The sequence below is a fragment of the Persicobacter sp. CCB-QB2 genome, assembly GCF_001274635.1.
GTDB lineage: Bacteria > Bacteroidota > Bacteroidia > Cytophagales > Cyclobacteriaceae > Persicobacter > Persicobacter diffluens.
Genome location: NZ_LBGV01000001.1, coordinates 1,227,815 through 1,252,605 on the forward strand (window position 1 = coordinate 1,227,815; position 24,791 = coordinate 1,252,605).

26 protein-coding genes are annotated in these 24,791 nt (G+C 40.2%); 12 read left to right on the forward strand and 14 right to left on the reverse strand.

Translation table 11 applies throughout. The features are described from left to right. Nucleotides 1-171 precede the first annotated feature (171 nt). The 4 genes from NG22_RS05550 to NG22_RS05565 form a co-directional block, all read right to left on the reverse strand. On the reverse strand, nucleotides 172-651 hold the full coding sequence (locus tag NG22_RS05550; protein ID WP_060686254.1) for an efflux RND transporter periplasmic adaptor subunit: 480 nt from the start codon (nucleotides 649-651) through the stop codon (nucleotides 172-174). Nucleotides 652-859: 208 nt separating this feature from the next. After that, nucleotides 860-1,732, reverse strand: a complete 873-nt coding sequence (locus NG22_RS05555) for a mechanosensitive ion channel family protein (RefSeq protein WP_053404808.1) — start codon at nucleotides 1,730-1,732, stop codon at nucleotides 860-862. Nucleotides 1,733-1,863: 131 nt separating this feature from the next. Continuing rightward, nucleotides 1,864-2,568, reverse strand: coding sequence for a PspA/IM30 family protein (locus tag NG22_RS05560; protein WP_053404809.1), 705 nt, complete (start codon nucleotides 2,566-2,568; stop codon nucleotides 1,864-1,866). A 27-nt stretch (nucleotides 2,569-2,595) separates the two neighbouring features. Beyond that, entirely contained in the window at nucleotides 2,596-2,988 is a 393-nt protein-coding gene (locus NG22_RS05565) for a YbjN domain-containing protein (RefSeq protein ID WP_053404810.1), read from the reverse strand. Nucleotides 2,989-3,164: 176 nt separating this feature from the next. On the opposite strand from NG22_RS05565, the gene NG22_RS05570 reads away from it, so the two are divergent. Next, nucleotides 3,165-3,914 carry a helix-turn-helix domain-containing protein gene (locus NG22_RS05570; protein ID WP_053404811.1) on the forward strand — a complete coding sequence of 250 codons (750 nt, stop codon included), beginning with the start codon at nucleotides 3,165-3,167 and terminating at the stop codon, nucleotides 3,912-3,914. Here NG22_RS05570 and NG22_RS05575 read toward each other — a convergent pair. The 8 genes from NG22_RS05575 to NG22_RS05605 all read right to left on the reverse strand — a co-directional run bounded on the left by NG22_RS05575 (nucleotide 3,898) and on the right by NG22_RS05605 (nucleotide 12,223). Continuing rightward, nucleotides 3,898-5,421, reverse strand: a complete 1,524-nt coding sequence (locus NG22_RS05575) for an NAD(P)-binding protein (protein ID WP_053404812.1) — start codon at nucleotides 5,419-5,421, stop codon at nucleotides 3,898-3,900. The genes NG22_RS05570 and NG22_RS05575 overlap by 17 nt on opposite strands. Next, nucleotides 5,421-6,209 (reverse strand): hypothetical protein, encoded by a 789-nt coding sequence (locus NG22_RS17920; RefSeq protein ID WP_172674331.1) that lies wholly within the window; start codon nucleotides 6,207-6,209, stop codon nucleotides 5,421-5,423. The genes NG22_RS05575 and NG22_RS17920 overlap by 1 nt, the downstream gene beginning before the upstream one ends. A gap of 635 nt (nucleotides 6,210-6,844) precedes the next feature. After that, complete coding sequence (locus NG22_RS05585) at nucleotides 6,845-8,320, reverse strand: nicotinate phosphoribosyltransferase (protein WP_053404814.1); 1,476 nt, start codon at nucleotides 8,318-8,320, stop codon at nucleotides 6,845-6,847. Nucleotides 8,321-8,405: 85 nt separating this feature from the next. Beyond that, nucleotides 8,406-8,633, reverse strand: a complete 228-nt coding sequence (locus NG22_RS05590) for a ferredoxin (RefSeq protein WP_053404815.1) — start codon at nucleotides 8,631-8,633, stop codon at nucleotides 8,406-8,408. Next, on the reverse strand, nucleotides 8,630-9,892 hold the full coding sequence (locus NG22_RS05595) for a U32 family peptidase (RefSeq protein WP_053404816.1): 1,263 nt from the start codon (nucleotides 9,890-9,892) through the stop codon (nucleotides 8,630-8,632). The genes NG22_RS05590 and NG22_RS05595 overlap by 4 nt, the downstream gene beginning before the upstream one ends. Nucleotides 9,893-10,075: 183 nt before the next feature. Beyond that, on the reverse strand, nucleotides 10,076-11,080 hold the full coding sequence (gene nadA, locus NG22_RS05600; protein WP_053404817.1) for a quinolinate synthase NadA: 1,005 nt from the start codon (nucleotides 11,078-11,080) through the stop codon (nucleotides 10,076-10,078). A 148-nt stretch (nucleotides 11,081-11,228) separates the two neighbouring features. Next, a complete protein-coding gene (locus tag NG22_RS18195; protein WP_301280964.1) occupies nucleotides 11,229-11,357 on the reverse strand; it encodes a hypothetical protein in 129 nt (42 codons plus the stop codon). Nucleotides 11,358-11,635: 278 nt separating this feature from the next. Beyond that, entirely contained in the window at nucleotides 11,636-12,223 is a 588-nt protein-coding gene (locus tag NG22_RS05605) for a DUF6134 family protein (RefSeq protein WP_053404818.1), read from the reverse strand. Nucleotides 12,224-12,410: 187 nt separating this feature from the next. Here NG22_RS05605 and NG22_RS18290 point away from each other — a divergent pair, with 187 nt between their 5' ends. The 8 genes from NG22_RS18290 (at nucleotide 12,411) to NG22_RS05640 (ending at nucleotide 20,190) form a co-directional block, all read left to right on the forward strand. Beyond that, a complete protein-coding gene (locus NG22_RS18290) occupies nucleotides 12,411-13,202 on the forward strand; it encodes a folylpolyglutamate synthase/dihydrofolate synthase family protein (protein ID WP_367379224.1) in 792 nt (263 codons plus the stop codon). Continuing rightward, nucleotides 13,202-13,687, forward strand: coding sequence for a glutamate ligase domain-containing protein (locus NG22_RS18295; protein ID WP_367379225.1), 486 nt, complete (start codon nucleotides 13,202-13,204; stop codon nucleotides 13,685-13,687). Before NG22_RS18290 ends, NG22_RS18295 begins: the two co-directional genes overlap by 1 nt. A 9-nt stretch (nucleotides 13,688-13,696) precedes the next feature. After that, the gene (gene trmB / locus NG22_RS05615; protein WP_053404819.1) at nucleotides 13,697-14,383 is read left to right on the forward strand and encodes a tRNA (guanosine(46)-N7)-methyltransferase TrmB; all 687 of its coding nucleotides are present in this window, start codon (nucleotides 13,697-13,699) and stop codon (nucleotides 14,381-14,383) included. Beyond that, nucleotides 14,380-15,024, forward strand: a complete 645-nt coding sequence (locus NG22_RS05620; RefSeq protein WP_053404820.1) for a phosphatase PAP2 family protein — start codon at nucleotides 14,380-14,382, stop codon at nucleotides 15,022-15,024. Before trmB ends, NG22_RS05620 begins: the two co-directional genes overlap by 4 nt. A gap of 213 nt (nucleotides 15,025-15,237) precedes the next feature. Beyond that, nucleotides 15,238-18,588, forward strand: coding sequence for a SpoIIE family protein phosphatase (locus tag NG22_RS05625; protein ID WP_053404821.1), 3,351 nt, complete (start codon nucleotides 15,238-15,240; stop codon nucleotides 18,586-18,588). 92 nt (nucleotides 18,589-18,680) lie between these two features. Beyond that, complete coding sequence (locus tag NG22_RS05630) at nucleotides 18,681-18,905, forward strand: hypothetical protein (protein ID WP_053404822.1); 225 nt, start codon at nucleotides 18,681-18,683, stop codon at nucleotides 18,903-18,905. Between the two features lie 203 nt (nucleotides 18,906-19,108). Then, the gene (yiaA, locus tag NG22_RS05635) at nucleotides 19,109-19,543 is read left to right on the forward strand and encodes an inner membrane protein YiaA (RefSeq protein WP_053404823.1); all 435 of its coding nucleotides are present in this window, start codon (nucleotides 19,109-19,111) and stop codon (nucleotides 19,541-19,543) included. A gap of 314 nt (nucleotides 19,544-19,857) precedes the next feature. Next, entirely contained in the window at nucleotides 19,858-20,190 is a 333-nt protein-coding gene (locus NG22_RS05640) for a multidrug efflux SMR transporter (RefSeq protein WP_172674400.1), read from the forward strand. Between the two features lie 182 nt (nucleotides 20,191-20,372). Here NG22_RS05640 and NG22_RS05645 read toward each other — a convergent pair whose 3' ends face one another. Next, the gene (locus NG22_RS05645) at nucleotides 20,373-20,819 is read right to left on the reverse strand and encodes a hypothetical protein (RefSeq protein WP_053404825.1); all 447 of its coding nucleotides are present in this window, start codon (nucleotides 20,817-20,819) and stop codon (nucleotides 20,373-20,375) included. A 313-nt stretch (nucleotides 20,820-21,132) separates the two neighbouring features. Here NG22_RS05645 and NG22_RS05650 point away from each other — a divergent pair, with 313 nt between their 5' ends. After that, nucleotides 21,133-21,525 (forward strand): hypothetical protein, encoded by a 393-nt coding sequence (locus tag NG22_RS05650; protein ID WP_053404826.1) that lies wholly within the window; start codon nucleotides 21,133-21,135, stop codon nucleotides 21,523-21,525. A 387-nt stretch (nucleotides 21,526-21,912) separates the two neighbouring features. Here the strand turns inward: NG22_RS05650 and tyrS are convergent, their stop codons facing one another. Beyond that, complete coding sequence (tyrS, locus tag NG22_RS05655; protein WP_053404827.1) at nucleotides 21,913-23,211, reverse strand: tyrosine--tRNA ligase; 1,299 nt, start codon at nucleotides 23,209-23,211, stop codon at nucleotides 21,913-21,915. A gap of 162 nt (nucleotides 23,212-23,373) precedes the next feature. On the opposite strand from tyrS, the gene NG22_RS05660 reads away from it, so the two are divergent. Both NG22_RS05660 and NG22_RS05670 read left to right on the forward strand, forming a co-directional pair. Continuing rightward, entirely contained in the window at nucleotides 23,374-23,655 is a 282-nt protein-coding gene (locus tag NG22_RS05660; RefSeq protein ID WP_053406891.1) for a DUF427 domain-containing protein, read from the forward strand. Nucleotides 23,656-24,469: 814 nt separating this feature from the next. Beyond that, nucleotides 24,470-24,790: a hypothetical protein gene (locus NG22_RS05670; RefSeq protein ID WP_053404829.1), complete on the forward strand. Its 321-nt coding sequence runs from the start codon at nucleotides 24,470-24,472 to the stop codon at nucleotides 24,788-24,790. Nucleotide 24,791 lies beyond the last annotated feature (1 nt).

The window sequence follows — 24,791 nt, forward strand, 5'->3', positions numbered from 1 at the left end:
TGTTTTTAAAGCCATCATGATACATGTTATAGTTTAGGTTTTCTAATACAACCTGCCCAACATGTTGTTTAAGAGATATGATGAGAGATTTAATCTTTTGCGATAAAAAATTTCAAAAAACATTCGTTTAACCTTGTGAGTGAATAAGTTAAACACTCGTATTTATTTTTACTATTTTGGAATTAATTGTGCAATTACGGTTTCAGCTTCTAAATAATCCCCTTTTTTTACTTTTAAGTGGCTGATTTTGCCATCTTTGGGCGCTAAAATTATTAAACTTTCTTTGAGGGAACGCCAATATTTTTCATCTTCTCTCAGATCATCTAATTGATATTTTAAAGCTTGCTCCTTTTCATTAAAGGATTTTCTAATGTCTTGCATTTCATTTTCAATGGCACTTTTCATTTTAGTGTCCAAAGAACTGTTTAAGGTTTTCGGATGGTCGTTTTTAAGAATCCTAAGAAGCGCCTTTTTTTCCTGTTGTAGCGCAAGTATTTGTTTCTTCGTATTGGATATTTCATCCAGAGTTAGCCATAAGTTTTTATTTACGGTAGGACTCTCTAATGAGAATAAAAGATCCCCTTGTTTTACGGGTTCTCCTGTTCTGACGTAACTGTCCACTACTTTCACCTCAATCAGGGGTACCTTCAATGAAATATATTTATCGGATTTCTTTTTGAGTGGAGGAGTTACGCATAAATAGCCTAAAACTAGTGAAAGTAGGAGTATTGGGAGAGTATAAATGGTAGTTTTCCTGCTCATAATCAATCATTTACTGTGAATTGTTTTGATGTAAGAAAAGTAACCAATGAGAATGTTTTTTTTACCCAAAAAACTTAAAGTTGATCCTTTTTGACCCTTAGGATTTGGTGTGATCCGTCTTTATATGTAGGTCTCTTTGAGGGAAAGGGATTTCTATTTGATGTAATTTGAATTGTTTGAAAATTTCGAAATAGACTTCACTTTGTAGAATATCAAATTTATGCAGGTAGGATTCCGTCCAAACATCCAGCGAAAAGTCCAGGGAACTCTCTCCGAAATTGGTGAACAAAACCTGAGGTGTAGGCTGTTTCAGAATGCCATGATGTTCCTCGACAATTTTTAATAAAACTTCTTTTACTTTTTCAGGGTCTTCCTTATAACTCACGCCCACGGGAAAACGCAGGCGTATTTTGTGATTGTTGTGAGACCAATTGGTTACCTGCTGATTGGTCAGGTAGGAGTTGGGTAAAATGATGGAGATATTATCATTTGTTAATACGGATGTAGCGCGCGCCTCTATATTTGTGATAATGCCTGAAATCCCATTGACATCAATTCGGTCGCCCACTTTTACCGGTCGCTCAAACATGATTAATATTCCCGAGACAAAATTTTCGGTAATGTTTTGAAGCCCAATACCAATCCCGACGCCCAACGAACCAAAAATAACGTAAAGGGAGGATAAATTGAGCCCCATGGAGTGAACCACAATCATAAAACCCAAAACCAATGTAATGTATCGGGCAATATTTCCGATAGAACTTCCATAGGGTTGAAGTTTTGGCGAAGTTTTAAACAAGCGGTGGCTTATGAAATAGCGAATGTATTTGGCAATAATCAGTACCAGTGCGGTAAAGATGATGAAGTGTAAAATATCCCCCAAACTAAGGTTGAGCCCGCTTTCTGAATTTACAAGCTGAAAATCAAGGATATGATTAAACTTTGTCCAAAAATCATTGATAATTTCCATGACTGATTGGGATTTAAGAAGATGGAAATCTAAATATATTCATTTTTAGGCTGGAAAAAAGGATTTTTACCGGGGCAAAAAAAAGCGATTCACCGGAGCGAATCGCTTTTATACTACTATAAGGTATTCAATTAATCGTTTCCTTTATTCATTTTGGCTTTCAGGGCTGCCAAAGCATCAACGCCTTTTGCATCACCACCCAAAGCTTTGTCTAATTTGTTGTCCAGGCTTTCGTTGCTATCTGCAATGTCGCCATAGGCTTCTGCCAAAGCTTCGTTTTCGTCTACCTTAGCTTTCATTTTTTCCAACATGGAGACGGTGGAAGTGGTGTCGATTTTCGCCATTTGTTTATTCAAACGCTGCGTAGACTCACTTACTTTTACTCTGGCTTTTAGTGTTTTCAGCTCATTTTCCCACTGGTTGATTTGAGAACGTAATTTTTTCACGTTTCCTTCCAGTTGAGGAACTTTTTGGTCGAAAAGCGCCTGTTCTTTTTTCGCTCTTTCCAAATCAGCGTCGATGTCAGCTTTTTTAGCCAAAACTTCTGTGGCTAATTCATCCGCTTCTGTTTCGCTAATTTGTCCTGACTGCGCCTTTTGGATTAAAAGCATGGCCTTGCTTTCATAATCAGCTGATTTTTCTTTCAGCTGATTCACTTCGTTTTTAGAACGAATCGCCATGGATTTTACTTCCGCTAAAGATTGCAAGCTGGCATCCAGATCTTTTTTCATATCACGAATACCCTGCTCGGTCAACTTAATAGGGTTTTCTAATTTGTCCACGGCGGAGTGGGCTTCTGCTTGTCCGATTTTGAATAATCTCTTAAAAACGTTCATGTTCGTATCTTTTAATTTTCTATTTTTTTAGGCTTTGGAGAAGCTGATCAGCTCTTCGGTGTATTCACTCAAAAGTAAACCAAGGGCGTTGAAAGAAGCTTCTATCTCATTTAAGTCCAGATTTTCCAACTGAAGGGTGTCCCTGAAGATCACCTTTTTGCCGGATTCATCCAGTACAAATGCACCGTGCACCATGTCACGATTCTTTTGTAGTAAGGCAATCAGGATATCCGAATCAGCGGAGGTGAGGTCGAATAAAAATTGTTCCATGATCAGGATAGGCTCTGCTACTCCCAACATCATGTTTTTGATTCCGTTCTCTTCATGATTCACTACGAATATTCCGTCTATTTCACTTTCGTAGTGGATGGCGTAGTCTAGTTCTACTAAGTATTCTCTTACTTTTTCAAAGTTGCTCATTGGGAAGGCTTTTTTTGATGTTTATTTGTTTTCCCTTTTGTTTATATAGGGAAGATACGAAACAAAATGACAAGAGTTTTGTCATGGCTCAAAAAATTAGCTAAAATTTTTAAATAATTTTTTCCGGCCATAATTTTGATTAATTTCAAGAATTAAAATCTAACTTTTTCTGATATATGTCATACATAGGTCGAAATATTCGCAAAATCCGGTCGGTCAAAAATTTGAGCCAGGCAAAATTTGCAGAATTGTTTAATCTGGCCCGGCCTTCAGTAGGAGCCTATGAGGAGGGGCGTTCGGAACCAAAAATTGAAACTTTGATTCAGATCGCCAAGCATTTTGACCTCAGTATTGACCTTTTGTTGACAAAGGAAATAACGGTTAACCAGCTGTACCATTTCGATTTGGAAGGCACCTCTACTTTATTAGATAAAAAAGAAGAGATCCCGGCTACCGGCATTCCGGTGCTGGAAGGGAAAGATTGGCTGAATTATGTGTTGGGGCAAAGAAAGGCTGATTTTTTGAGCAGATTACCGAAGGTGCAGGTGCCCGGGGTAAAGCAGGAGGATCATTTGGTTTTTTCACTGACGGAAAATCAGGGCGGCAGTGGGGCAGGCCTGAAAAAAGGGGATTGGCTGATATGTAAAAAAAAGGCTCTTAATGAACTGGAGGAGGGGAAGTTGGTAGTGCTTTTCCATTCCCGGAAAGCCTATGTTTTACGATTCACAGCCATGGTACAGGGGCAGCTGAAGCTTTCTTTGTGGGAAAATCCGGGAGAGCACATTGTGCTTGAAGAAACAGGATTGGAAGAGTGCTGGGAAGTGCGAAAGCGGATTACCAACGATTTAGCAGAGCCCCATTTGCTCGACCGGCGGGTGCTGAAACTGGAAGAGCAAATGGAGCAGTTACTTAAAGGCTTAAACTAGGCTTGCTCAATTTTTGAGCTGCTTGAATTCCGCTGTCCATTGCCTCGAAAAGCAGGGGCAGGCGGAAACAATCCACTCCTGCAAATGCTAAATTTTGTGGCAGGTTTAACGCTTTAAACAGGTAGCCTGGTTTGGGCAATGGCATGGCATGCCCCATAAAATGGATGTATGCGGCCGCCGTATTTTTTTGAATATTTTCGCCAGTGAGTGCTTCCACGGCTTTTACTCCAAACCTGATCAGGTGTTCGGGAGACTCCTTTATTTTTAGCAACTCTTCTCTTTCTTCCATCTGATAGTTGTGATAGAGGGAAAGGATTTGTTGATTTTCATTTTGATGTACTTTGGAGTTGACCATTCCTAATAATGGGCTGTCTTCCTGTATCCATTCATTTTGCCAGACCGCTCGATTTTTTTCCAGAGGTTGGTTCAAGACAAAATTGATCACCAGCCATGGACTGTATTCCTGTCCGATAAAGGGTGCTGCGTATTTTGGAAATAGCCGACTCAGTTGGAACTTTGGAGCAGCGAAGACCAAATTGGTGGACCGGATTTTTCGCAGGCTTTGAGCCGTCATATCCACTACGGTGGTTTCAAAGCCATCTTTCACTTCCTGGATGTTGACGACCATTTGCTGGCATTGTATTCGTTCCTGAGGCAATCTTTCCTTCATTTTTTTGATGAAGTAGTAATTTCCCTCCTCCGGAGAAAAAATTTCCGCATCCATACTGCCATAGGGGCGGCAGGTGAAATAATGGATGCCCGCCAGTGCAGAGACTTCCTCGATGCCCGCCCCATAATCATCGCGCATGGCATAGCTTAAGGCCAAAAGGGTTTCATTGGAAAAGGAATAGTGCTCGTCCAGAAATGATTTAAAAGTGATGTCATTTAAATAATGGAACTCTTTTTTGATCAGCCTCGCTGGCATGGGCATTTTTCCCTCAAAAGGAGCCATCATTTTTTGAAACTGGTGACGTTCCCAGTGATCGGCGATAAGATTTCCACCTCTTTCCCCGTTTTGTAAGTATTGGCCTTCCGCTGAAAATGGGACAATATGTTCGCGGTCTGTAAACCGGTAAGTTCTGGCCAATGGATCAAAATCAATGATATTCATCGATTTCAGGAAGCTCAATACTTCCTCTCCATAATAGGCAGGATAGGCCACATCATAATGTGCTCCCTGCGCCATCCATTGCCCCTGATGGTTTTCTGCCGAGGCGGTTCCTCCTAAACGATCTGACATTTCCAGCAAAAGAAAATCCTGGTCCTCCAGATGGCAAGCCGTACTTAAGCCTGCCATCCCACCGCCCACAATAAGGGTTGTGGTGGTTTCGGTGGCTTTTTGAGGCCAATCCGGTAATCCGAAACGAAGAAAATGCCCTGCTTGATCCTCCGATCTTAAATGAACCGGAAAAGGAAGCGGCTGATTTTTATGTTGACAAGCCCATTGCCAAAGCGGGGCTGCTAATAATCCGGTACTGCTTATTTTTAAAAATTGTCTGCGTTTCATTAAATACTTCCCAGGGTTTCAGATTTTAAAGAGGAGAGGAGTTGAGGATCATCCAGTCGATTGACGGGAAGGTCTGATTGGTTTTTTGCTTTTGGAAAACTCCTTAATAGCGTAATGGCTTCTTCGTTGAGCCATTCGCAGCTTGTATTATCAAAATTGAACTCAAAGGAGCCCAATGCTTTCGGACTGCCAATCAACCAGCATAATTCCCCCATGCTGGTGCCGGCATTATGGATCTTTTCAGTTTGGAATCCAGCGGCACTAATGGTTTTGTTAATTATTTCTATTCCCCGCTCAAAAAGAAAAGGATTGCCAGCGGAAGTAATGAAAATGCCTTGGGGGCGGAGGTTTTTAGCCAGTAATTGATAAAATTCTAAGGTAAAGAACCTGTTGTCTTCTACCGAATTCGGGAATGGTGTATCGACAATAATTAAATCATATTGGTGATTCGATTTTTCTAAATAAACGCCAATCGGTTCCTTCAGTGTGTTTAACCGCTTGTCTAAGAATTCCGATGAGTATTCCTTTGGGAAGTTAATGTAATCCAGGGGCAGGTGATGGATGTTTTTCCAGTTTTTTTGGTGGATCAGTTTTTTAACAGCTGTTTTAAATTCATCACCAATCACCAATACCGATTCCGGATTTTTTAAGTAGCCCTGAGGGTAATAAGTTAAAGGTTCCCGGTAAAGGGCATCATCTGCAGAGCAATGTATGATCTCATTTTTACGGTAAATCCATTGGTGGTTTCGGTATTTTCCGATAAAATAAGAGTGTATATTCCCATTCAATTGATGGGTGATAACATCCTGAAATTGAGCTTGTTCGGGCTTTGGGGTAAAGTTAAAATGTATTGCAGCATAAGCGGCTAAGCCACAGCTGCTTATTAGTATCCAATCGCTCCGTTTTTTGCTCAGAGGCTTAATTTGTTCTTTTTGAAAAAAGGCATAAAGAAAGGCCAGCGCAATCAGTAGTAGGGGGATCCAGTCGATTTTGAATGTTATGGGATAAAGGGAGAAGGCGATAAAAGCAGGGAATAGCAAAGCGGAAAGTCGAAAGCTATTTAGCTGTATTTGAGGTGCTAATGTGCCCAGTAGGATGCAGTAGGCATAAAATGCTGGTTCAAAATAGAGTGTATTGATTTTTATTAAAAATATGATTTTAGGCAAGAGTGCGATCCCAGTAAAGAACAGGGGGGGGCTAATTTGACTTCCTAAAAGCTGTATTTTTTGGTTTGTAAACTTTTTGAAGAGATGGCTTATGATATTTCCTGATAAAAAAGCCAATAGGGCTATGATAAATCCGTAATTTTTGGGTCCATGCCATTGGAACCAAATACCTCTTATCCATATAAATAAAAACAGTAATAGGGATGATGTCAGTAATCCTATGAGCTTTGATCTGTGGTTGGATCGGGTGTTATGCATTATGAGTTCTGCTCGCGTAATTTAAAAATCAGTTCACGTTTTTGTTGGTCTAATTCAGGTTCCAACCCTACAGGATAGCTGTGTGGATTGGTGAACCTTTTAACAGAGGCGTCTAAGGTATGTAAGCTTTGAATTGTCCTTTTTTGCAGGTGCTCTAAAGCCGGCGGCAGGTATTGCAGTTTTCCGCCTTCAAATACCGGAACCAAAAGATCCTGATATAACCAGGTCTTTTTAATTTTCTTTCTTCTGGTGGCATCGGAAGGGTCAATGATCTTTTCCGCATCAGCGCCTATTTCTTGATCATAAATCATATCGGCGACCATTTTTCCTTCTTCATCATAAAATCGCCGGATCTGATGGCTGCCCTGAGTGGTGACTTTTACGGCTTGCTCTGATAATTTAATTTTAGGTTCCCATTGGCCGTCTTTATTTTTGATTTGGGTAAGTTTATATACACCCCCCAAAGCGGGTTGGTCATAAGCCGTTACCAGTTTGGTGCCCACTCCCCAAACGTCGATTTTAGCACCCTGTTCTTTTTTGAGCGATCGGATAATATGTTCGTCCAAATCATTGGAGGCTACAATTACAGTATTGAAAAAACCTGCCTCATCCAGTAATTTTCGGGCTTTTTGGCTTAAATAGGCCAGATCGCCGGAGTCCAGGCGGATGCCATGAAAGGGAATTTTCTTCTTGCTTAAACGTTTCATGACTTGAATGGCTTTTTTTACCCCCTCCAAAGTGTCGTAAGTGTCCACCAGCAGTATGGTGTTATCCGGCATCGCGTTGGCAAAAGATTCAAATGCTTCTTCTTCAGAATCGAAGGCCAAAACCCAAGAATGAGCGTGTGTTCCTTTTACCGGTATGCCGAATAGCATTCCTGCCTGTACGTCGGAAGTGGCATTGACCCCACCGATAAAAGCTGCTCTGGAGGCGGTAATTCCTCCATCAATGCCCTGGGCTCTTCGTAATCCAAACTCCAGCAGGGTGTCAGTCTCCGCAGCCAGTCGAAGTCTGGAAGCTTTTGTGGCGACCAAAGTCTGGAAATTGATGATGGTGAGCAGGGGCGTTTCAATTAATTGGGCTTGTAGTAAAGGTCCTTTAATCTTCAATATGGGTTCGAGGGGGAAGATTACCGTTCCTTCTTCTACGGCCTCAACATCACAGGTGAATCTTAATGTTTTCAGATAATCTATGAAAGCGGTTTCAAACAAAGGACTGCCTGAGGGACCTTTTAATCCACTTAAATATTGGAGTTCAGGTTCATCAAAAGACCAATTTTCCAGATAATCAATGACAAATTGTAATCCGGCTGCAATGGTATAGCCGCCATCAAATGGATTTTTACGAAAGTATAATTCGTAGACGGCCTCCTGATCCTGTTTGCCTTCCTTCCAGTAACCATATGCCATGGTCAGTTGATAAAGGTCGGTTAGCAAGGCCAGGTTGGATTGATATATCTGGGACAAATGGTTCATGCTTCCTTTTGGGGCAAGTTAATCAGAATGTTTTGATCAAAAAAAAGCGCCATAGAAATATGACGCTTTTTGCTGTATTTTGAGGCTAATGCTCTCTTACCTGAATAATATTCACCGGACAAGCTTTAGCCGCACGTTGGTTTTCTTCCAACTCATCCTCGGTCACCTTTACGGTCCAAAAGCCCTTTTTTTCCTTGGCGCCCAATAAAACACTCTTTCCGTCTTTCTTGGACATTCGCCAGCGGCTAAAGGCCATTTCCACGCAATAGTGGCAACCTATGCATTTTTCTCTTTGGTGAATAATGGTGATCATACTACTTCCTCGTTGGCCACCATTTTATATAATTTATCAGAAGGACGCACGCGATCCGGTACTTTGATCGAGCAAAGATCTCCTCTTTTAGCCTCTTCAACCGGTTGGCCATCTACATGAATTTCTTCTACTTCGACTTCCATCACTCCGGTGGTGACCCCTGTGATCAGAAGCTTGTCGCCAACACGCATTTTTTGTGCCTCAATCTTGAACTCTGCTACCCCAATTTTGGTGTAATAGTGTTTCCCAACGCCTAAATACACTTTTTTCTGGGTAGCCTGTGATCCGGCCTGATCCGTCCATTCGCCTAATTCCTGCCCCAGGTAATATCCGCCCCAGAAATCACGATTGTATACCGAACGTAAGCGTTCCATCCAACCCTCTACTTTCTCAGGGGTGTAAGTGTCCTCATAAATGGCATCTACGGCTTCCCGGTAACAGGAAACCACTTCCTTTACATATTCAGGTCCCTTACCACGACCTTCAATTTTCAGTACCTGAACACCGGTGTCCAGCAGTTGATCCATGAAGTTCAAAGTGCATAGGTCTTTTGGAGACATGATGTACTCATTGTCGATCTCAAATTCAATATTCGGATCTTCCGCGTCCATCACCTTGTATTTGCGACGGCAGTTCTGGTTACATGCTCCGCGGTTGGCCGAGGAATTGTAAGTGTGCAGAGATAGATAGCATTTACCGGAAACGGCCATGCAAAGCGCTCCGTGTGCAAAAACCTCAATTTCTACCGGTTTTCCATTTGGTCCGCAAATATTTTCTTTTCTGACCTGATCACAAATATGATTGATCTGCATCAGACTTAATTCTCTCGAAAGTACCATCACATCTGCAAAAAGCGAGTAGAAACGGATGGTCTCTACATTGGTGATATTTACCTGCGTAGAAATATGAATTTCAATGCCGATGGATTTGGCATAGGAAATAACGGCCTGGTCAGAGGCGATGATGGCGGTGATGCCCGCTTCTTTTACGCGATCGCAAACATGCTTCACGATCGACATATCGTGATCATACACGATGGTGTTTAGTGTCAAATAACTTCTAACGCCATGCTCCTGACAAATGGCTGCTACTTTTTCCAAATCATCCAATTTGAAGTTCATAGTAGCTCGGGCACGCATGTTTAACTGCTCTACACCAAAGTATACCGAATCTGCGCCACCTTGTATGGCTGCCATTAATGACTCGAAGCCCCCTGCCGGGGCCATGATTTCAATATCCTTTCTTAGGGGTGCTCTCATGATTTTGTCTGTGGTTATCTATTTGTAGTAGAATCCTGAACAATATACGATTTTAGGCTAAATTACTGAAAATCAAATGATCGTCGGAGTCAGTAAGTAGCGCAAGAAAAAAGCCTGACCATTGGGTAAGGCTTTTGTTTGAGTTCAAATATTGTGCAATTTATCCCGCTGAGGGAGAAAAATCTACTTAATACCTAATTTGTTAGAGATTTCTAACATTTTAAGAATTGGTTTTTTTGCTTTTTCTATTTGGTCGTCAGTTAATTCGATTTCCGGAAGTTCAAATTTCAATGCATTATAAAGCTTTTCCATGGTATTCAGCTTCATAAAGGCACAATCGTTACACCCACAAGTGGCATCCACTGATGGTGCCGGGATGAAAGTCTTCTCCGGAGCCGCTTTTTGCATTTGGTGTAGAATACCGCTTTCGGTCGCCACAATAAACTTTTGCGCTTTTGAAGCTTCCGTCGTGTACCTCAACAAGGCAGTGGTTGAGCCTACAAAGTCCGCAGCCAAAAGCAAAGGGCGTTCACACTCAGGGTGAGCGATAAATTCCGCATCGGTATGCTCTTCCTTCAGGTCCAGAATTTTCTCCAGGGAGTACTGCTCATGTACAATGCAGGCACCATCCCAAAGGACCATTTCGCGGCCGGTTAGGTTGTTGATATAACTTCCCAGATTTTTATCCGGAGCAAAAATGATCTTCTGATCTTTAGGGAACGATTCTACAATCTGAACGGCATTGGAAGAAGTTACAATCACGTCGGAAAGTGCCTTAATGTCTGCAGTACAGTTGATGTAGGAAAGTACAATATGGTCCGGATGTTGGGCTTTGAAAGCAGCAAATGCATCCGCAGGCGCAGATTCAGCCAAAGAACAAGAGGCCTTAAGATCAGGAATGATCACCTTTTTGTTCGGATTAAGGATTTTGGCAGTTTCTCCCATGAAGTGTACTCCAAGGAAAACAATAATGTCTGCGTCGGTCTTCTCCGCTGCTCGGGCCAATCCAAGGCTATCTCCCAAATGATCGGAAATATCCTGTAAATCGCCTGTAATATAATAATGCCCAAGAATTACGGCATTTTTTTCTTTTTTGAGTTTTTTGATCTCCTCAACCAGATCGAGATCGGGATCCACGGGGGCGTTAATAAAGCCCTCTTCACTTAAAGCGGATTGAATACTGTCCATTTTAGCTATTGATGCAATAAATAAGAAGATCAAAGGTAATTAAAAAAAATGAAATTTCGGATATAAAAGGGTATGGGGGCGGACAGATATAAAAAAAATCCCACAAGTCGGGAGGACTTGTGGGATGAGTGAGCGCGTCGAATAATGGTTAAACACGTTTCTTTTCTTTCGCCTGTTTTTCTGATGTTACCTTTTTAACTAGTTTTTTTTGACGCCATTTTTTATAAAATTCAGCAGCATCAGAGATAGCGGTCGTGGGGGAGAATTCTGTTTGCATGAGATTATCTTTTTAAAAAATAATGGGGGATTATTTTAGGAGCAAGTTAAACCAAGTAAAGATCCAATAATCACCAATTATGGACTTGGAATGAAAGGGGACTTCGAGTCTGGTAATGTGCTATACCTATTCAAATACCCTTAGGTCAATAAGGCAATAATTATATGTGATTAAGCAGAACGATTGGTTTATTTGCTCTAATGCAAGTTAAAAAATGTCTGCTTTATTCCTCCAAATCAAAAGAGATAAAAAGGTGTAAAAAGCAGAAAAAAAGCATGTTATCTTCTTTTTTGGAAAATGAAAGCAGCAGGCCCAAACTTACCCTCCACCTTGATACATTGGTTTCCGTCATAATAAAATTTACTTTCCTTCATCATGCTCACCTTAAGCGAATAGGCTGAGGGGGCGATTTTTTTACAAGGAAGAAATTCACCTAATCGTTCACTGAAAATTTCCTGATGTTTCTCCGGTTTCTCAAAATAGGCCCTAATTACAGAAAAAGGTACTTCAGGAATAGTCCATTGATTCTTTTCTTTGCTGATGTGTAGTTTGCCGTTTTTACTGACTACCTCTGTGCGTTCTTTCAGGCTTTGATTCATATAGTTTTCAAAAAAAGAATGGCTCAGACGACCGTTTTTGTAGTGGGTTTTGATGATGAAATTGTTCTCAATTTCCTTGAAGAGGTTGATTTTTAGCCTGGATTCCATGGTGTAGATTTCAAGATCATTAATGATTTTTTTTTCTACGGTCATGCTTCCTACAATTTCCTCTCCCATAAAAATGTCATAAAAATGCTTTTGCGCCTGTGCCAATGAAAAGGTGTTGAAGTTAAGCAGCAGCAGAAAAACATATTGGGAAAAGCGCATTAGCAGGGAAAATTATCTTAAAGAGGTTACTTATTTAAAAAGGAGATTTTGGATTCAATGTTTTATTCTTCATTAAAAGAATGGAATATCAGGGCTTTTGGAGTAGTATTTAGTCCAATTTTGTATTTTTGTCGGATCAAAATTTGGAAACTATCGCTGAGCACTGTCGCTCAGTTAATTAAATAATATGGACTATCAGCAAACGCTTGATTTTTTATATCAGCAATTACCCATGTATCAACGACAAGGGGCGGTTGCTTTCAAAAAAGATTTAACCAATACGCTCGCGCTGTGCGAAGTATTGGAAAATCCGCATCAAAAATTTAAAAGTATTCATATTGCCGGCACCAATGGTAAGGGGAGTAGTTCCCATATGTTGGCCGCGATATTACAATCTGCGGGATATAAGGTCGGGCTATATACTTCCCCTCATCTTAAAAGCTTTCGGGAGCGCATAAAAGTCAACGGAAAGGAAATTTGTGAGGAGCAAGTGGTCTCTTTTGTAGCGGGGATGATGTCGGAGATAGAACGCATTCAGCCTTCATTTTTTGAAATGACCGTCGCCATGGCGTTCGATCATTTTGCTAAAGAAAAAGTGGATGTGGCCATCGTGGAAGTGGGGCTGGGCGGAAGGTTGGATTCCACTAATGTGCTGTCTCCAATCGCTTGTCTGATAACGAATATTGGATTGGATCATCAGGCCATGCTGGGGGAGACGCTTACAGAAATTGCCCAAGAAAAAGCGGGCATCATTAAAGAGAAGACGCCCGTAGTGGTGAGTCGCAAGCAGCCGGAAGTGCAGGAGGTTTTTGAGCAGATCGCGGAGGAGAAAGAAGCGCCATTGATGTTTGCTCAGGATTATTGGAAAATGAAAGCCCAAAATGGCTTGCTGTTTATACAGTCGGATGATGAAGTGGTGGCCTTTGGGGTAGACCCTGAACTGAAAGGGGATTACCAAAAGGAAAACCTGTTGGGGTAATGGAGATGGTTTACGGCTTGCAGTCCATTGGTTGGGAAATTGGTCTGGAAGATATTGTCCATGGGCTGGAATCAGTCGTGGCATTGACCGGCCTTAAAGGAAGATGGCAACTTTTGCAGCAGGATCCCAAAATGATATGCGATACCGGTCATAATATCGATGGCGTGAGGATGCTGGTGAAACAATTGAACCAGCAGACGTATAAGCAGCTTTGGATGGTTTGGGGAGCGGCGAATGATAAGGATTTAGATCCGATACTGGCCCTGCTTCCGAAGTCGGCAAAATATTTGTTCTGTCAGGCTGATGTTCCCAGAGCGTTGAAGGCGGAGGAATTGGCGACAAAAGCTAAAACTCATGGTTTGGTTGGGGAAGTCGTCCCTTCCGTAAAAGAGGCTATCGCCAAAGCGAAAGCAGCAGCTGATCCGGGAGATTTAATATTTATTGGAGGGAGTACCTTCGTAGTAGCAGAAATAGAAGAGTTATAAAAATATACAATGGGGAGAGCGAGTAAATTAGCGCGATTTGCAGATAATTCGGTAAGGTACAATACCATTGAGCCGGGGAAAGAAAAGTTTGAGACCATTAAAGGGAAGTGGAATGCGGAGCATTTTCAGGAGGAAAAGCCTTTAGTAGTAGAATTAGCCTGCGGACGTGGTGAATATACGGTGGGATTAGGGAGGACTAACCCAGATAAAAATCATATCGGTGTGGACATAAAAGGTGCCCGAATTTGGGTTGGCGCCACCATGGCCATTGATGAGGGATTGGAGAATGTGGCTTTTTTACGAACAGAAATTCTTCATATCGAAAAGTTTTTCGCAAAAGGGGAAATCGATGAGTTGTGGATTACTTTTCCGGATCCTCGTCCGAAAGACCGTGATGAGAAGCGTCGATTGACGCATCCAAGATTCCTTGAAATGTATAAAAATATGGTAGATGCAGATGGTTGGGTGAAATTTAAAACAGATAATACCCCGCTGTTTGAATATACCCTGGAGGTTTTGAAGGAACGGTCTGATATTTTGGATCTTACCTATACCTTTGACCTTTATCAGGAAGAGGAACTGATGAAGGAACATTATGGTATTAAAACTTATTATGAAAAATTATTTACCGAAAAAGGTGAAGATATTAAATATTTAAAATTTCGATTTGATCAATCAGTGACCACAAGCTCATGATGAAAAAAAAGCTCAGCATTATAGCCCCCATTTATTTATCCCTGCTCATTATTGGTGGAGTTTTGCTTTTGATGTATGGTAGGGGACCCATGGAAGTATGGGTGAATCAGCATCATTTTCCCGCCGGAGATGTGTTCTTTAAATACATTACTTATTTGGGCGATGGCATAATTCTGGTTTTATTTTTTCTTGGGCTCTTAAAAGTGAAAAAGTATTATGCCCTTGAAGGAGGACTGGTGGTACTTTTTCAAACCTTGGTCACCACTTTTGCGAAAAGAGTGATCTGGGCTGATGTGAAACGGCCACGGGTCTGGTTTGAGCTAAATGAAATACCCATGAATGTGGTAGAAGGGGTGAGCTTACATAGTAAATGGTCATTTCCTTCGGGGCATACTGCTATGGCTTTTGGAGTGGCAACCTATCTGGTCATTATTTCCAATAAAGTTCACTGGGCGTTGATGTGGTTCTTATTAGCACTATTGGCCGCCTTTTCCCGGGTATATCTGGGGCAGCATTTTGTGGTGGATATCTATTTTGGTTCTTTGGTGGGAGTAGTGAGTGCTTTTGCCGTTCATTACCATATGGAATATTGGCATCCGGAATTGAAATTGAAAAAGGGGCTCAAGGGAGGCTTGCTGTAGCTGTGAAACTAATTCAAAACGATAAAAGACGCTGGAAAGCGTTTTTTTTTATGCGTAATTTTTTCATGAGTATCGGTTAGTTGCTTAATAGATAGCTGGTTATAGTATTTTGTTTTAGGTATAATCATTATTAATTACTGTAGGTGACCTTTTAGGTTTTAATCGAAATCTTTTTTTTCTAATTTAGAATGCAATTTGATAATATTCATTCAAATGATTAAAAAGAATAACATCTCCTTCTATACATATTTTTTCCTGTTTTCCTTATTTTTTCATGCTCAGGTATTGGTTTATGGTCAAGAGGTATCCAATATTAAACTTTATGACTATTCTCAACCCTGGGCGAAATATGAAAGGGAGGTGCTGAAGCAACTCGTTTATCAGGATCCAAAAGGGTTTATTCATGTAATAGATGAATTCAGTCGTCCAAGGAGGTTGCAGGGGAAAGAATGGTCGGTTGTTCATGATTTTGATTTTGTCGGAAAGGTGATTAATCATGTTTTTGAGGAAAACAAAATGGTTATAGCTCATCCTGATAAAATTTATTGGAGGGATTATGGGGAAGATCAGCCACAGATATATGACTCCCTTGAAATTCCACAAAACTTTAAACCGATCTACGCTAAGAAATTAAGGCAATTAGCCGTTCAGGGGGATTATTTTTATTTTCTTTCCGCCGAAGGTTTATTGATGCTGAATTGGAAAACAAAAATTTGGAGTATGCACGAGCTTCGCTCTGGTTTTCAGGTTTTTAAGCAGAAAGAGGGCCTTTTTATCACTGATATTTTTCATGGACCTTATTACGTGAAGGAAAATAAAGTCCATCTCCTGGAATTTTTGGGGAAGTCTTTTCGATTGCGGTATACTCCGATTGGTTTTGTGGAAGTGGAAAAAGGGAAGTTTATGACCTTTAACCGGCGGGGACAGATTTATAATTTTGACCTGGAAGGTAATGTCGAGTTGCTAAATGCCTATGATCAACTTACCGCAGAGGCGGGCCCCAATGGAGCATATTTGTTAAATGATGGATTAATCGCCTTAAAAACGGATTCTGAGGGACTTCTTTTTTATACTCAACAAGGAGAGTTTGTCGCAAAGGTTAATGGTGAAAATGGCCTCAAGACTGATTTTGTTCGGGGTTTCATGCAGGATCGTGAGGGCAATATTTGGATTGTAGGAAATGGAGTAATCCAATGTTGGCCTTATTCCAGTTTCTTAACCCAGGTCATGGGGCAAGACAACGGCTTTTGTATTGGCGCAAGCCGATATGATTCTGCTATTATTTATGCCAGTGATAAAGGTTTGTTTAGATTTAAGCAAAACGATCATAATTTTATGTTTCATTATGATGAATTAAAAGAAATTCCCGCCAGAAGTAAATCTATTTTTTCGGTGGGGAATCATTTCTTTTATTCTTCATTTAATTTTTTCTATTCTGATAGCGGTCTCGATAACCTTAAGCAGGTTAATCTCCGGGCCTATGAGGGTTTTCGTCTATTTTCTTATAAGGGAAAGCAATATTTGGCCTGCTTTGGGGCGGCACGCATTGATATATTTGATTTTGAGGGAGAGCAAAAAAGACTTTGGTATTCTAACTATGAAAATGCTTTTAATCCGACTGACTTAGAGTTTGTCCTGGAGCAGGGCCATCCGGTATTTTATTTTACCACTAATGAAAATTGGGGGAAAATAAGACTCGATTCCGATTGGGATACCAAAAATTATAAAGCTTTCCGTTTAACCGATCCCATGGTTAGTTCAAGTCAGGACAATAAAGTACTGGTTCCGGATGTTTTTACTGAACATTTCCTGGATTATAAAATCGAGTATATAGATCGGGATCTTAAATTAATAGGCGATAAAAAACTATATAAACGGGATGATCAGTTGTTTATGGTGGTTAATGATAAACAATATGCTCTTCGTGAGGATCAATGGGTGTTTGATCAGGCTGTCATTCAGGGGGAAGTGCTTTCGAAATCAACTCAAGATACTTATCGTTTGCTTCATTTTGAAAATGAAAAGTATGTCATCCAGACCTTTGGGGAAGAGGAAGAGCACATTAAAAAAGTGGAGGTGAGTCTTCCCGATAAAGTGGTTGGAAAGGTAATAGATATCCTTGATGTGGAGGATGGGAAAAAATGGATTTTCAGCCGAAAAGGGGTTTTCTTTTTAGATCCGAATAAATCTGAACAGGAATATACATTGAAAATTTTCCCTTTGCGTGTTGAAAGTGAAGAGCAGAAATTTAAAATTCAGGACTGGGGCTCAGTCCCTCAATTAGCTTATAATAAACCTTTACATGTAAAGGCTGTTGCGCCTTACTACCAATGCCCAGAGGCTTTACATTATCGATATCGTATAGATGACCAAAGCTGGAGTGCTTGGGCGGATGATGCCGAATTCACAATTTACGATATGAGTCCTGGGGGGCACAGTTTAGAGATTCAGGCCAAAAGTAGTTTTAGTACCGATATTGAACCCTTATATATTCCTTTTGAGGTGAGGTTACCGTGGTTTTTACGTTGGTGGGCAGTGCTCCTTTATATTGTCTTATTATTATCCCTTTTATCGATGGTAGTGAAATGGTACACTATCAAATTGCGAAGACAAAAAATCCAATTGGAAAGGCGTGTGAAAGAACATACCCTGGTGCTTGAACAAAGGAATTTTGAACTAGCGCAAAACCGAAATGAGTTGCTGAAAAAATCTTCGCTTTTGACGAGCCTGAATAAAACCTTAGCGGACCGTAACTCTTCTATTGAGGCGAGTTTGAATTATGCAGACCACGTCCAGCGGATGTTCTCCCTTTCAGAAAAAGAGATAGAGAAAATTATTCCTGACTATTTTCATTTTTCTGTTGCTAAGGATGTGTTAAATGGAGACTTTCTCTGGATTACCCATACTGCAAAAGGGGTTATCGTGGCTGTGGCGGATTGCACCGGGCATGGGGTTCCGGCAGCATTACTTACTATGTATGGGCGTCAATGTCTTCAGGAAATTGTGCATGCCCGGGATATTCACCAACCGGCATTAATATTGGAAGAATTGCAAAGGAAGTTTACCCATACTGAAAGTGGAAAACAGACCGAGTTACCCGATGGAATGGAAATTGGCGTGGTTTTAATCCAGCAAGATCAGGCATTATTTGCAGGGGCAAATTTAGATTTGATAGTTGTCGAAGAGGAGGAGTTGCAAGTGTTTCGTTCAGATCGTTTATATATAGGAACTCCCCTGGAGCAATCCAGTGCGCAAAAATTTACCCAAAAGGAAATTCTTTTGAAAGAGAACAGTACTTTCTATATGGTTACCGATGGTTTTTCGGATCAGTTTGGTAAAGTAAGTGGGAAGAAGTTGATGCGTAAAAATATGAGAAAACTCATTTTTGAAAATTCACATCTTCCTTTAAAGGCTCAGGGTATGGTGATACAAAAGTTTTTTGAAGATTGGAAAGGAGGAGAGGAGCAGTTGGATGATGCCACCGTAGTGGGTTTTAAGCCTTCCTCAGTCATTTTATCAAAAGTAGTGAAACAGGTGCATAGGTTGTCTGGTTACGTGTCGTGATTTAATAAAATTATAATGTTATAAATTTTTATATATTTTCATAAATTATAAATTTCATTTACTTTTGAGTATTCTTTCTTAATTATAATCATATGAAGATTTTTTTTAACACTTTTATTTTATCTAGTCTACTTATTTTAAGTGCATGCCATTATGAAGAGGTGTTGCCGGTTGTAAATGAAAATGACGATTTAGAGGTTGAACAGGTGGAAGATATTCCACAAGAAGAAACAAAAGTAGATATTGCTCCATTTTTCGATTCGATTGACAATGCACCGGATTACCAATCGAATCCAGTTAAAAAGGGGACCCGCTAAGATAGGAATTGTGAGATAAAAACCATTTGCCTGCTAAAAAGCAGGTTTTTTTGTTTTTTGCACTATCAATTGGGTGTGATGTTTCCTGCTAATTGTGAAAATTAATAGCATGATATGTATGAAATTACTTTATCATCCAGTAATAACTAAAAATTCTACACAGAATTCCATATCTTAAAATTTTTGTAATTATTTTTATCATTATGTTAGATATAGAAGAAAAAAAAGATTCAAATACAGTGGTTAATCACGGAACTAGTGTTAATGCACCTTCAAAAGTTTTTATAGCGGCTGGCTGGATTGCTCTGGGTGTGGGATTTATTGCCTTTCTTATTGGGCTTTATAATGCCGAAATGCAATTAAACGAAAAAGGTTACTATCTCACCGTTTTGCTTTATGGGCTGTTTGCTTCGGTTTCGCTTCAAAAAAGTGTAAGAGACCGATTGGAGGGAATTGCAGTTACCGATATGTACTTTGGAATTTGCTGGTTTGCGTTGATAAGTGCGATAGCCCTTTTAGTAGTGGGCTTGTTTAATGCCGACTTGGAGCTGAGTGAGAAAGGCTTTTATGGAATGTCCTATACCCTGGTGATGTTCGCTTCTATTGCCGTTCAGAAGAATGTGCGGGATGCGCAATAAATGTAATTTATAATAAAGTATAAAAGGCCGGAATTTCCGGCTTTTTTTTATTTACACTTAATTTTAGAGATAACGAATACTGTTTATGGGGTTGATCGGAGAGATTGAGCTCCAAGCTTAGCCAAAATGGGGATAATTAAAAATTATCTAATTTCATTTATTATGAAATTCAGGGGGCTAGGATGGTTTAATGAATTAAGTAGTGAACCCTTCAGGTTTTGCTATTTTGCTTAAAAAAGTTGATAATCATTTGGTATGGTTGCAGTTGTTCGGGATGATTTTATCAAATTGCAGCTCTAACAAAAGAATTGCTCATTATGCGGTGGATATTTTTAACGATATCAATTATTTCCGAGGTGATCGGAACCAGTGCCATGAATGCAAGTGAAGGATTTACAAAACCCCTGCCTTCTATCATCACCGCAGTAGGGTATGGCGTTGCTTTTTATTTCCTGTCAATGACTTTGAAAGAAATTAATGTCAGTGTCGCCTATGCTATTTGGTCCGGGGCTGGGATTGTACTTTTGGCCATCATTGGGTATTTTTGGTTGGGTCAGCAATTGGATTTAGCCTCCATTATTGGAATCGGCTTTATTATCGCAGGGGTAATCATTATTAATGTTTTTTCCAACAGCGTTAGTCATTAAGTCGGATATTGCCGGATTAAATTTTTATTGAGCGGCAAGGCTGGGATATTTGAAGATTAGTCCTACCATTTGATTTTTAACATCCAGGTAGAGGAATGAGGGGAAAGCAAGTTCGGCCAAATAATAATAAATAGCATAGATCCCCTTCAATGGTGCTTATTGAAGGGGATTTATTTTGGCGCCTATTTTTTAATGTTCAACCTTACCTTTTCAGATTCAGCTTCATAATTAAGGTAAGAAATCCACCAACGCCCCTTCTTGAAAACCATTTCATATACATTGACTCCGCGGGCAATTTCTCCTTTTCCCTCTACAGAAGCACCGTAGGGCTGAAAAACCTGCGCGATATGCCCGAAAGATTTTACCTCCGTTTCAAAGGCGTATTCTCGAAAGCCATTAGCGCTATAAAAAGGTTTGGTCCGTTCAATGAATTCCTCCACTGAAAATGATTGATGAATTATGCTGTCGCCTTTTAGCCTAATGGCATGAAGTTGGGCATCTGGTGTGAATAAATTTTGAAATCTTTCCCAATCCCGTGGTTCGCCCTTTTTTCCGGAGATGGTTTCCAGTAAGGCCAGTGCAAGCTTTTCGGGATTTTCGTAATCTTTATTTGAGGGATTTTGTCCCATTGAAATAAGGGGGAAGGACCAAAATATAATAAAAAGTAAGGATTTCATTAAGCTGTTTTGAATAAATGGAGTCATGTGGGTGTTTATAGACTGGTTATGTTTAGTTTTATTCTTTTTTGAATATTTTTGGGAAATTAAGTTTTATACCAAGCTTCCGTTAAATACAGCGGTCAGAATTATAAAAATCTGGGCAGACATTTATCTCTGCAATCCGCTAATGGATCTGCAGGGGATTTCAAATGAATTCACCTGATGTAAATATAATGGAGAGCGGGAGATATTTTTAGGAGCGGGAAATTATTATTAAAAAGATATGGCATTTAATCAGGGTGTTTTTTCAAAGCGGTGGGTGGTTTTGAGTTTCGTTATTTTTGTAGCGGTGGAGTTATTTTTTGGGAAATATTTGGCTGAAATGTTAGCAGGTAGAATTGTTTCGGTCAGTTTAAGGTACCAGCTTCAGGGTGGACTGAATTTGATCAGTTATTTATGCGGAGGTTTTATTATTGGGATTATTTCTCCGGGAGTCCGGATTTTAGAACCCGCAGTGGGCGCTTTTCTGGCGGTGGCCTTGATGCTGATAGTATCCGTTTTTACGCCTTATTCTTTTATTTATTTTAGTTTGAGCAAGCTTCTTGTCGGAGGAGGAATAGCCTTTTTTCTGGCCCTGATCGGAGCACATTACGGAGAACGATTAATGGGGAATTAAATGAAGAAAAGCCGGGGGAGATTTCGTTAGGGGAAAATTTAGGGCCTTGGGTGATGATTTTTCTCGAGGACTATCTTCTTGATTTGTCGGTCTTTCAGAGGGCTTATTATTATTTGGGAAAGCGAGGTGCTTTATTGAGGGGGATGGAGTAGTCGTCTGGAGGCCAACATTTTTAGCGGAGTTTTCGGGCTATCCCTATACAGGTTCTGAATGGTCTATAACCTCTATTTCCACCCGTGAGGTAGTGATGGATATTTATATCTCAGAATATAGGTTGCCAAAAACTGCAAGCTGCAAATTGTAGACTATTTTCCACAGCCATAAAAAAACCACGACTTTCGGAGCCGTGGTTTTTTGATTATTTCCTTCGGAGGAAATTTCAATATTTTATGCGTTCACCTTCAACAGGTAGTAGTTTTTCTTTCCTCTTTGCATCAACAAATATTTGTCCTGCAATAAACTAACTTCCACTGCGCCGTTAGGATCAGCAATTTTATTCTTGTTGATCGATACTCCACCGCCTTTGATCATCTTCCGGGCTTCCCCCTTTGATGGGAATACTAAGCCTTCGTAGGATACCAAATCAGTATAATTTTCAATTGCTTCGAAATCCGCCTTGGAAATCTCCGCTTGGGGAACGCCCTCGAAAACAGCCAACAAAGTATCTTCATTCAAGGAAGCCAAGTCCTCAGTGGTAGATTTTCCGAACAAAATTCCAGTAGCCTTAATCGCCATGTCCAGTTCTTCCTGTCCATGAACCATACGGGTTACTTCCTCTGCCAAACGTTTCTGCAAAACTCTGGTGTGTGGAGCCTCTTCATGTTGAGCGATTAGCTCATCAATGGTTGCTTTATCCAGAGTCGTGAAAATTTTGATGTTTTTCTTAGCATCATCATCGGCAACATTTAGCCAGAACTGATAGAAAGCGTATGGCGAAGTACGCTTCGGATCCAGCCAAACTGCACCGCCTTCGGTTTTCCCGAATTTGGTCCCGTCAGATTTTAGCAATAATGGACAAGTAATCGCAAATGCTTCTCCCTGCGCTTTACGGCGAATTAACTCTGTACCGGTGGTGATATTTCCCCACTGATCAGATCCTCCCATTTGCAGCTTCACATTTTCGTGATTATATAAATGAAGGAAATCATATCCCTGCAAAAGCTGATAGGTGAACTCGGTGAAAGACATGCCGTCTCTCGCTTCACCAGTGAGTCTTTTCTTTACAGAATCTTTGGACATCATATAGTTCACCGTAATATGCTTTCCAATATCACGGGCGAAATCCAAAAAGCTGAAATTCTTCATCCAGTCATAGTTGTTCACTAAAACTGCTGCATTGTCAGTATCAGAATCAAAGTCCAAAAATTTGGCCAGCTGATTTTTGATGCTGTTCACATTATGCTGAAGAATTTCTTCCGTCAAAAGATTTCTTTCTTCCGACTTTCCTGAAGGGTCACCGATCATACCAGTCGCACCACCTACCAAAGCATATGGTTTGTGGCCTGCTTCCTGAAAATGTTTCAATAACATCACCCCAACAAGGTGACCGATATGCAGGGAGTCTGCTGTAGGATCAATGCCTAAATAACCGGCAGTCAACTCTTTATTCAGTTGTTCTTCCGTTCCGGGCATTACATCGTGAAGCATGCCTCTCCAGCTTACTTCTTCAACAAAATTCTTCGCCATTGTCTTTTAAAAATTCAATTATAATATAGTCTGCAAATATAGGTTTTTTTGGGAAATCCGAGCGTCTACATTGTGGATTATCCAAACAAATATTCCACTTTGAAAGGATTTTTTCGATCTAAACTTTTGAACATTCAGGCCGTTGGCAAAAATAAAAACTTTATGAAAGCCATTTGGAAAAATCAAATCATTGCAGAAAGTAACGAGACCAAGCTGGTAGAGGGTAATCATTATTTTCCTGCCGAAAGTGTGGTACAGCAATTTTTAAAACCATCGGGCACGCATACCAGCTGTCCATGGAAGGGGCAGGCCTCCTATTATCATGTGGAAGTGGAAGGAGAGGTCAATACCGATGCGGCCTGGTATTATGAACATCCGAAACCCGCGGCGGAAGAAATTAGAGATCATGTGGCTTTTTATAAGGGAGTGAAAGTGGTGGAATAGTTTAGACGGATGATGCATGCCTCACCCGAATAATTTCCCACTGGATTTGGTGAGTTAAACGGAGGCGTTACAGTTTTGAGCATGTTTAAAAGCACATCGTCCGACTGCAAAATCGAATTATTGGAAGCGATTTTGGATAATTTCTCATCAAAAGCGCTGCTATTCTCTTAAATTAATCGGGTATCGCTTCTGCAATAATTCAAATTTTCGTTACGAAACTGGGCTTTTGAACATGCTCTTATTGGATTGGAAAACAAGTCGCTTTTTCAGCTTGGGTATATTCATTAGGAGCAAAATAGGATTCAACCAAATCGTCTGTCTAAAATTTGGTTATAGGGTGGTTGAATTTTTGAAAGAACAGATGCACTTTCCAGCGGCTCTCTCTTTGGCCTATTCAAAATCAAAGTATTTATTTGAAGGCGTAATTATCGATAGGGTAGTATGGGGGTTGAATTTTCTTTCCCTCTACATGGAGTAATATATGGGTGGCTCGATGTTAATATAAAAAAAGAGCGCATTATCCTTCAGAGTAATTAGCCATGAGGCCCTGTGAATCGGCCTGACATCATTGGGGTAATTTGCGCTCGCCTATGTGTTTTCGAACTAAATTTATTATTTTTTTTGGTCCTCGGTATGTGGGTTTAAAGCTAAACGGAGTCATTTTGAGAAAATTCCATGGGCCTGTTGTTGCATTTTTCGAAGTGTGGTTGATATGATAATTTATTTTTTAGGAATAAATACCTAAATTATAACCAACTTATTATCAATCAATAGTTGAATATTGATTCAAAGATTATCAACCAACCTACTTACAATGCATAAAATTTTACAGCATTACCGGGCAATCGGATTAGGATTGATCGGCATTTTTTTTGCGCTCTCTCCTTTAAAAGCCCAGGAATTTTCGATGGTGACCATAGAAAATATCCGACAAATCCCACCAAGATATGAAGTAGTAGATTACGCTACCTGGATTCAAATTAATGGATCAGAATTGGTGTATCGTTTCAAGGGCAAAACAAAAATTTTACAATTGGATGTAATCTCCAACCAAATGGGTACCACCCTTCCAACCGAAAAGGGTACCATTAAAAGTAAAATAAATAGGCTAAAAGCCCATGGTTGTTTTCAATAAA